The organism is Klebsiella sp. M041 (assembly GCF_059759695.1).
Map to the genome: position 1 here is coordinate 20,217 of NZ_JCAXWU010000031.1, position 8,528 is coordinate 28,744.

Here is an 8,528-nt window from a genome sequence, read left to right on the forward strand (position 1 = left end):
ACCAGACTGCATCAGAAAATCGCACCATAACTGAGCAAGCCGCATCCCATTGGTGCAAAAGTGTCTCCAAAAATAAATAATCCATTGATTTAACTGTGCTTTAAAAATGGCATGAATTTTTCATGTCGGGTATATGCAAGCAGGGGCAACCCTTAAGCCTTGAATCCATTAAATATCGACAGGTAATGAAGCCTGATTGTCCTAATAAGGACAATCAGGCTTTTTTATTAATGCAGAGAGCAAACATACGTGCAAACTATTGATATTGGAATTTTGCTTTCCACAGAAGGTACCTACAGCCACCTGGCGAACAGCACACTGCTTGGTGCGCGCCATGCCTTAGAGGAAATCAATGCCGATCCTGCTTATCCTTTTCAGCTGCGGGCCCGACATATCAACCCTGCGGGTGAACTCGCAGCCTACAGTGAAGCGGTGAGCACCTTTATCGCTCACGGCATCCGCCATATCTTCGGAACCATTACCTCTGCCAGTCGGAAGGAGATTATCCCGGACCTGGAGCAGCATAACCTGCTGCTGTGGTATGGCTGTCCTTACGAGGGGTTCGAGAGCTGCGAGCAGGTCGTATATCTGGGCGGTTGTCCGAACCAGACTCTGCTGCCACTCCTGCGGCTGGCGCTGGATATGTTCGGAAATCGCTCCTGGCTGATCGGCTCTAACTACGTCTGGGGCTGGGAAAGCAATCGTATCGCCCGTGAGGTAGTGGAAGGTTCCGGCGGTACGGTGGTGGGCGAAAAATATCTGCACCTGAGAAACAGCAACGTGACCGAGTTGATTGAGGCGATTCTCAGCACAGAGGTAAATTTTGTGCTCAATAACCTGGTAGGCGAAACCTCTTATGCGTTTCTGCGCGCACTGGACGAGGCCTGTCTTCGCGATCGGCGGACGTTAGCGGTGCTCAGCTGTAATTTTACCGAAGCCGAAGTCGCCGAAGTCGCGCCACTAAGGGCGGTACGTTTGCTTTCCTGCGGACCGTTTTTTGAGAGCGTCGATCTCGATTTTTGCGCGCGGCAGCACCTGCAACATGGCGCACAGCGCATCTCCCACTACTATATCGGCGGCTGGCGGGCAGTAAGGCTGTTTGCCAATAGCCTGCGCGAGGCCGGAAACAGCGAGCCGGGTGCGGTGCTGGCGGCACTGCATCGTCAGCACGACGTTGATTCTCCGGGCGCTCGCTCAGTAATGGCTCGAAACAACCACGCCTGTTTGCCCTGCTACATCGCTGAGTTGCAACAAACTTGCTTTCAGATACTGCATCGCGAACCGCTGCCGGTTATGCCCGATCCCTATCTCTCCGCGACCGAGCTACGTGAAAGCCGAACGGTTGCAGCCAGACCTGCTCTGAGGATTGTTAAATGAAAACGCTGCTGTCCCCGGATTTAGATGCTCAGCCGCTCCTGCTGGTAGACTGTGAAGCAAGGAGTCGCGAAGCGCTGGAAAAAAACCTGACGCGGATGGGTATCCGCTGGCATCACCTGACCGGAGATGAGGCTTTACCTCCTCTCACCCCCTGTGCAGTACTGGTGGAACTGGAGGCATTCGCCAGCCCGCTAACCCTGAGCCAGATCAATCTGGCGGGAATACCGGTGATCGCGCTGACCTCACATGAGGGACTTTACCAGGTACAGCGCGCGCTGGAGTTAGGGGCAACAGCGCTCCTTACCAAGCCTATTACACAGCGAGCCATCTATACCACCCTGATGATGGCAGTGGGGCTGCGTCAGCAGTTGCATGACATTCAACAGCAACAGATGCTACTGCGCCAGCGTCTGGCAGCAATGCCGCAGATTACCCAAGCTCTGGCGGCCCAGATGCAAGCGGAAAGTATTGATGAACAACAGGCATGGGTTCGCCTGCGCTCGGAATCAATGTGTACGAACCAGTCGGTGGCACAGGTGGCGCAGAAGTGGCTGCTACGAATGTCGTCCGGCAAGCGGGGAGCACAATGAATAGAGTCGGATATTTTCTGCGCCGGCCAGCCCTGCTGCTCTCGCTGCTGTTTATTCTCCTGGTGGTGATGAGCGCGCTGTTTGCCCCCTGGCTCACCCCCTTCGATCCCGATGAACAGTTTGTCGAGGGACTGAGCCTGGAAGGCGCACCGCTTTCTCCCAACAGCACTTACTGGCTGGGAACCGATCTGCTGGGACGCGATCTCTTCTCGCGTTTAATTTACGGAGCTCGTACTTCGTTACTCATCGGTGTTGTCGCCAACGGCACTGCAGTACTGATCGGCGTCCTGGTAGGGCTTAGCGCAGGTTATCTGCAGGGGCGTATCGGAGGGCTGCTGATGCGCTTTACCGATCTGATGATGGCGTTTCCCGCACTGCTGCTGGCGATTGCCCTGGCGGCGATTTTCCAGCCAAGTGTCTGGATCGTCTCCCTGGTGATCGCCATGGTGAACTGGGTGCAGATCGCCAGGGTTATCTACGCCGAAACTAGCGCGCTTAGCGCCCGCGACTTTATCGCCGTGGAACGCACCCTGGGGGCCGGAACGTTGCGTATTCTCGGCGTGCATTTAATTCCACATCTGGCGCCAACGGTGCTGGTCTGGGCCACACTAGGCATCTCCACCACAGTCCTGCTGGAAGCTACTCTATCGTTCCTCGGGGTGGGGGTACAGCCGCCAACGCCGAGTTGGGGCAACATCATCTTTGAAAGCCAGAGCTATTTTACTTCGGCTCCCTGGCTGGTGTTCTTTCCCGGCGCGGCGATTGTGCTGCTGTCGCTCTCTTTCAATATCGCTGGTGACGCCCTGCGCGACGACCTCGATCCCGGCTTAAAAGGACGAAACTAATGCTATTTCTGGGAAAACGTCTGTTGCATGCCGGGCTGATCCTGCTTGGCGTTACGTTGATCTGCTATTTGCTGCTGTTTATGTTGCCCGCCGATCCAGCGCGCCAAATCGCCGGGCGCAGTGCCACGCCGGAAGTAGTCGAAAACATCCGCCATCAGTTGGGGTTGGATCTGCCGTTTTATCAGCAATATTGGCGTTATCTGCAGGGGCTGCTGCACGGCGATCTGGGACGCTCGTTTATTCAGCGCAGCGAAGTGAGTGAACTGGTTTCCGCCCGTATCGGGCCGTCACTGCAGCTGATGGCGGCGGGTATTCTCTGCGAGTTGGTACTGGGGATCGCCCTCGGCACCCTGGCGGCGTTAAAACGCGGCGGGCTGGCGGACCGGCTTCTGATGGCGCTCTCCTTTATCGGTGTTTCGGCGCCGCAGTTCATCGCCGCGATGCTTTTTCTCTATCTTTTCGCCGTGGTACTCAACTGGTTCCCGATGGGAGGCTATGGCGGCTTCAGCCATCTGGCGCTACCGGCGCTAACCCTCGGCCTGCTCGGCAGCGGCTGGTATTCACGCATGTTGCGCTCGTCGATGATTGAGGTGCTGCATCAGGATTTTATCCGTACCGCGCGGGCCAAAGGGCTGGGCCGAACCCGCGTACTGCTGCGTCACGTGCTGCCGAATGCCGTGCTGCCGCTAATTCCGATGATAGGCATTGATATCGGCATTTTTATGGGCGGACTGGTGGTAGTCGAATCGGTCTTTGGCTGGCCGGGTATCGGTCAGCTGGCCTGGCAGGCGATTCAACAGGTGGATATCCCGGTGATTGTCGGGGTAACCACCGTGTCAGCGGTTGCCATTGTTGGCGGCAACCTTATTGCGGATCTGGTGCTGCCGTGGGTCGATCCGCGCATTGATGTCAAAAAGTAGCAGGGGAAGATGATGAAAAATGCGTTATTGACAATGGCGGTGGCCGCGGCCTGTTTCTCTTATGGCGCGCAGGCTGACGAGAAGACCGGCGGCGATATCGTGGTGACCTACCAGAACGACGTGGCGACCCTCGATCCGGCCATTGGCTATGACTGGCAAAACTGGTCGATGATCAAAAGCCTGTTCGACGGCCTGATGGACTATCGTCCCGGCACCACCGAGTTGGTGAACGACCTGGCGGAGAGCTACGCCATTTCCGAGGACGGCAAGGTCTACACCTTTGTGCTACGCAAAGGGGTGAAATTCCACAACGGCCGCGAGGTCACGGCGGCGGACGTGAAATATTCTCTTGAACGCACAGTCAACCCGAAAACCCAAAGTCCGGGCGCCGGGTTCTTCAGTCCCATCGCGGGCTATGACGAGGAGGCCAGCGGTAAAAGCACGACCCTGAGCGGTATCGAGGTCGTCGACGATCATACGGTAAAAATCACTCTGAAAGAGCCCAACGCCACCTTCCTGCATGTGCTGGCGCTGAACTTTGCCTCGATGGTTCCCCGTGAGGAGGTGGAGAAATGGGGCGCCGACTTCGGCAAGCATCCGGTCGGCAGCGGCGCGTTTGAGCTCCAGGAGTGGAAGCTGGGCCAGGAGCTGATCTTCCGCAAAAACCCGAACTACTTTAAAGCCGGCGTGCCGCGGCTGGATCACATAAAGTTCGAAATGGGACAGGATCCCTCGGTCGCTCTGCTGCGGCTGGAAAAAGGCGAAGTGGATATTGCCGGCGACGGCGTACCGCCCGCACAGTTTCTGTCGTTTAAAAACAACCCGGCCTATAAGGGCCTGATGGTCACCGGCGACCAGTTGCAGACCGGCTACGTGACGATGAAAACCACGCTGCCGCCTTTCGATAATCTCAAAGTCCGCCAGGCGGTGAACATGGCGGTCAACAAAGATCGCATCATGCGCATCATTAATGGACGCGCGGCGCCGGCCAACCAGCCACTGCCACCCGCCATGCCCGGTTATGACAAGGCATATCAGGGTTTCAGCTACGACCCGGCAAAAGCGAAGCAACTGCTCAGCGAAGCGGGTTTCCCCAACGGTTTTGCTACCGAACTGTACGTGATGAATACCGATCCGCAGCCGCGTATCGCCCAGTCTATCCAGCAGGATCTGGCCAAAGTGGGCATCCACGCCAGCATCAAATCCCTGGCGCAGGCGAATGTGATTGCGGCGGGCGGCTCCGCCAGCCAAGCGCCGATGGTCTGGTCCGGCGGCATGGCGTGGATCGCCGATTTCCCGGATCCCTCCAACTTCTATGGCCCGATCCTCGGCTGCGCCGGGGCGGTAGAGGGCGGCTGGAACTGGGCGCGCTACTGCAACAAAGCGCTGGACGCGCAGGCGGCCGCGGCGGACAGCATGGTGAAACCCGACCAGCAGGACGCGCGCATTGAAGCCTGGCGCAAAATCTTCATCACTGCAATGGATGACGCGCCCTGGGTGCCGGTATTCAACGAGAAGCGCTACACCGTACATTCCGCACGCATGGGGGGCGAGGACGCGCTGTATGTCGATCCAGTGCATGTACCAGTCAACTACGACTATATCGGACTGAAATAATTTGATGGCGCCGGGACGGCGCCGCTGCTTAAAGGAGAGTCAGGATGTGCCAAAATTGTCTGGTGAAGACCATTCATCATGCTCAACATCATTTCGGCTGGGATAACAGCCTGAGCCCGGTCCTGCACGTAGCTTCCGGCAGCCAACTGGAGTTTCACTGCCTGGATGCGGCTAACGGCTGGTTCAACGCCGGTTCTACCGCAGCGGATATCCCAACGCTGCCGTTTGATAAGCTCAACCCGGTCAGTGGCCCGGTCTATGTGGAAGGCGCTCAGCCGGGCGATGCGCTAAAGGTGACGCTGGAATCCTTTCGTCCCAACGGCTTTGGCTGGACTGCGAATATCCCGGGCTTCGGCCTGCTGGCCGATCAGTTTTCTGATCCGGCGCTGACGCTGTGGCAATATGACCGCCAGGCCTTAACCCCCTGCGCCTTTGGCCGATATGGCCGCGTACCGCTGAAACCCTTCGCCGGTACCCTCGGCGTCGCTCCCGCCGCCGCGGGCCATCATTCGGTGGTGCCGCCGCGCCGCGTGGGCGGCAATCTGGATATTCGCGATCTGGCCGCTGGCTGCACATTATGGCTACCGGTGGAAGTAGAAGGCGCGTTGTTTTCTATTGGTGACACCCACGCCGCGCAGGGCGATGGTGAAGTCTGCGGCACGGCGATTGAAAGCGCGATGGACGTGGTGGTGAAGCTGGAAGTGGTTAAAGATATGCCGCTGAAAACGCCGCGTTTCGCCACCCCTGGCCCAGTGACCCAACATCTGGATCGGCACGGCTACAGCGCCTTCACCGGCATTGGCCCTGACCTGATGACCGCCGCCCGCGACGCGGTAAGCTATACCATCGATGCGCTGTGCCGCGAACAAGGGATGTCGGCGGAAGAGGCCTATATGCTCTGCTCCGTGTGCGGCGATCTGCGCATCAGCGAAATCGTCGATCGGCCTAACTGGGTGGTGTCGTTCTATTTTCCCAACAGCGTGTTTAATTAGGAGCGTTATGTCAGCAGTCCTATTTCCGGCGCCGCTGCTCTCGGTCGAGCGCCTGTCGATCCAGTTTGGTACACAGCGGGTGGTGGATGACGTCAGCTTTGCGCTCTGGCCGGGAAAAACTCTGTGCATTGCCGGCGAGTCGGGCAGCGGTAAATCGCTGACTTCGCTGGCGATCATGGGTTTGCTTCCGGAGGAGGCACAGATTCCAGGCGGCGCGATTATTTTTGATAACCAGGATTTGCTCAGCCTGCCGGAGCGGCAAATGCAGCTGCTGCGCGGCAAGTCGGTTGCCATGATTTTTCAGGAACCGATGACCTCGCTCAATCCGCTGATGACGGTGGGCCAGCAGCTGGAAGAGACGCTGCAACGCCACGAAGTGCTGGGCCGCCGTGAACGGCGCAGCCGGGTCAGCACGATGCTGGACGCGGTCAAAATCAGTCATGTGGAGAAGCGCCTGCAACAGTATCCGCACGAGCTTTCCGGCGGTATGCGCCAGCGGGTGATGATCGCCATGGCAATGCTGTGCCAGCCACAGGTGCTGATTGCCGATGAGCCGACCACGGCCCTCGACGTCACTATTCAGGCGCAGATCCTCGAGTTGATGCGCGAACTGCAGCAGGCGTTTTCCACCAGCCTGCTGTTGATCACCCACGATATGGGAGTGGTGGCAGAAATGGCCGATGATGTGCTGGTCATGAGTCACGGCAAAATCATGGAGCAGGCTCCGGCAAAAACGCTGTTTACCTCGCCGCAGGCGGCTTATACCCGCCAGCTGTTGCAGGCGGTACCGGTGCTGGGCCAGGCGCCCGCGCTGGCGCCGGTCGAGGCGACGCGACCGTTGCTCAGCGTCCGCGACCTCAGCGTGCGCTTTCCGGTGCGCGGCGACGGCCTGCGCGTGCGTCGCGAAGTCCATGCCGTCGATGGCGTCAGCTTCGATCTTTTCCCCGGCGAGACGTTGGGCATCGTCGGTGAAAGCGGCTGCGGTAAATCGACGACGGCAAAAGCGCTGATGAATATGGTGCCATTTAGCGGCAGCGCGCAGCTTAACGGACAGGAGCTGCACGGCCTGAAGGACGAGGCGTTAAGAGCGGTACGCCGCGATTTGCAGATGGTGTTTCAGGATCCCTGGGCGGCGCTCAATCCGCGCAAAACTATTTTCGACCTGGTTGGGGAGCCGCTGCTGATTCATGAGCAGATGCCCGCAGTACAGCGCACGGAGCGGGTGGCGCAGCTATTGCAGCAGGTCGGCCTGCCAGCGGAAGCGATGCGGCGTTATCCGCACCAGTTTTCCGGCGGCCAGCGCCAGCGCATTTGCATTGCCCGCGCGCTGGCGCTGAACCCGAAAGTGATCATCGCCGATGAATCGGTTTCCGCGCTGGATGTTTCAGTACAGGCGCAGGTGCTGACGCTGCTGGAAGATTTGCGTCAGCGCTATCGGCTCAGCTATCTGTTTATTTCCCATGATATGGCGGTGGTGGAGCGCATCTGCCACCGGGTAGCGGTGATGTTTGGCGGCCAGCTCGTGGAGATCGGCCCACGAGATCGAGTGTTGCACCATCCGCAGCATCCTTATACTCAGCACTTGCTCAGCGCCGTTCCTATACCTGACGTTCAGCAAAGACGGCAACCCCGAGCCACCAGCGCAATGCCGATAAGACCAGAACCGATCAAACCCATCGGCTATCAGAGAGTACCGCAGCGCTTTACCGATTTTGGCGACGGGCACCTCGTCGCCTGCTGAACAAAAAAGCATTCAAACCGGCGGATTTCCGCCGGTGGCAACACTGTTGCCACACAACTCGACGAGAGGCCATTAAACTGGAAAAGTTAGCACATAGCAGGACATAGAGCCGGTCTAAAATGCCCTAAATGCAACGTACCGTATCTTTTATTGTTAGACAAAACCGGAGGTAAACATGCTTAAACCGTCTTCTCTCTAGTGGTGTGATCTCACCACGCGGGAATTCAGTAAACTGGATATGGCGAATATCGTCGCCGTACTACCTATTTGCGCCGTAGAACAACACGGAGCTCATCTGCCGGTTCGGGTGTTTGCTGCCATTAATGTGAAGTGGTTTACTGATTTAGTGTATGATGGTGTTTTTGAGGTGCTCCAGTGGCTTCTGTTTCTATCAGCTGTCCCTCCTGTTCAGCTACTGACGGGGTGGTGCGTAACGGCAAAAGCAC

8 protein-coding genes are annotated in these 8,528 nt (G+C 57.8%); all 8 read left to right on the top strand.

Going from position 1 to position 8,528, the window contains the following annotated elements; genetic code table 11:
• The first annotated feature begins 249 nt into the window (after positions 1-249).
• The gene (locus tag AC6CWS_RS24830; RefSeq protein WP_023316420.1) at positions 250-1,377 is read left to right on the top strand and encodes a transporter substrate-binding protein; all 1,128 of its coding nucleotides are present in this window, start codon (positions 250-252) and stop codon (positions 1,375-1,377) included.
• Positions 1,374-1,967 (top strand): ANTAR domain-containing response regulator, encoded by a 594-nt coding sequence (locus AC6CWS_RS24835; protein ID WP_004118229.1) that lies wholly within the window; start codon positions 1,374-1,376, stop codon positions 1,965-1,967. Before AC6CWS_RS24830 ends, AC6CWS_RS24835 begins: the two co-directional genes overlap by 4 nt.
• On the top strand, positions 1,964-2,812 hold the full coding sequence (locus AC6CWS_RS24840; RefSeq protein ID WP_023316421.1) for an ABC transporter permease: 849 nt from the start codon (positions 1,964-1,966) through the stop codon (positions 2,810-2,812). Before AC6CWS_RS24835 ends, AC6CWS_RS24840 begins: the two co-directional genes overlap by 4 nt.
• Positions 2,812-3,732 (top strand): ABC transporter permease, encoded by a 921-nt coding sequence (locus tag AC6CWS_RS24845; protein WP_004118227.1) that lies wholly within the window; start codon positions 2,812-2,814, stop codon positions 3,730-3,732. Before AC6CWS_RS24840 ends, AC6CWS_RS24845 begins: the two co-directional genes overlap by 1 nt.
• A gap of 12 nt (positions 3,733-3,744) precedes the next feature.
• A complete protein-coding gene (locus AC6CWS_RS24850; RefSeq protein ID WP_032409246.1) occupies positions 3,745-5,349 on the top strand; it encodes an ABC transporter substrate-binding protein in 1,605 nt (534 codons plus the stop codon).
• A 44-nt stretch (positions 5,350-5,393) separates the two neighbouring features.
• The gene (locus tag AC6CWS_RS24855; protein WP_023316423.1) at positions 5,394-6,341 is read left to right on the top strand and encodes an acetamidase/formamidase family protein; all 948 of its coding nucleotides are present in this window, start codon (positions 5,394-5,396) and stop codon (positions 6,339-6,341) included.
• Between the two features lie 7 nt (positions 6,342-6,348).
• A complete protein-coding gene (locus AC6CWS_RS24860; protein ID WP_004118832.1) occupies positions 6,349-8,082 on the top strand; it encodes an ABC transporter ATP-binding protein in 1,734 nt (577 codons plus the stop codon).
• A 375-nt stretch (positions 8,083-8,457) separates the two neighbouring features.
• The coding region (locus AC6CWS_RS24865; RefSeq protein WP_001568368.1) for an IS1 family transposase at positions 8,458-8,528 on the top strand (71 nt) is incomplete at its 3' end.

Coding starts and splice junctions, on each gene's coding strand:
- AC6CWS_RS24835 (WP_004118229.1), top strand. CDS start 1,374: ATGAAAACGCTGCTGTCCCCGGATTTAGATGCTCAGCCGCTCCTGCTG.
- AC6CWS_RS24840 (WP_023316421.1), top strand. CDS start 1,964: ATGAATAGAGTCGGATATTTTCTGCGCCGGCCAGCCCTGCTGCTCTCG.
- AC6CWS_RS24845 (WP_004118227.1), top strand. CDS start 2,812: ATGCTATTTCTGGGAAAACGTCTGTTGCATGCCGGGCTGATCCTGCTT.
- AC6CWS_RS24850 (WP_032409246.1), top strand. CDS start 3,745: ATGAAAAATGCGTTATTGACAATGGCGGTGGCCGCGGCCTGTTTCTCT.
- AC6CWS_RS24855 (WP_023316423.1), top strand. CDS start 5,394: ATGTGCCAAAATTGTCTGGTGAAGACCATTCATCATGCTCAACATCAT.
- AC6CWS_RS24860 (WP_004118832.1), top strand. CDS start 6,349: ATGTCAGCAGTCCTATTTCCGGCGCCGCTGCTCTCGGTCGAGCGCCTG.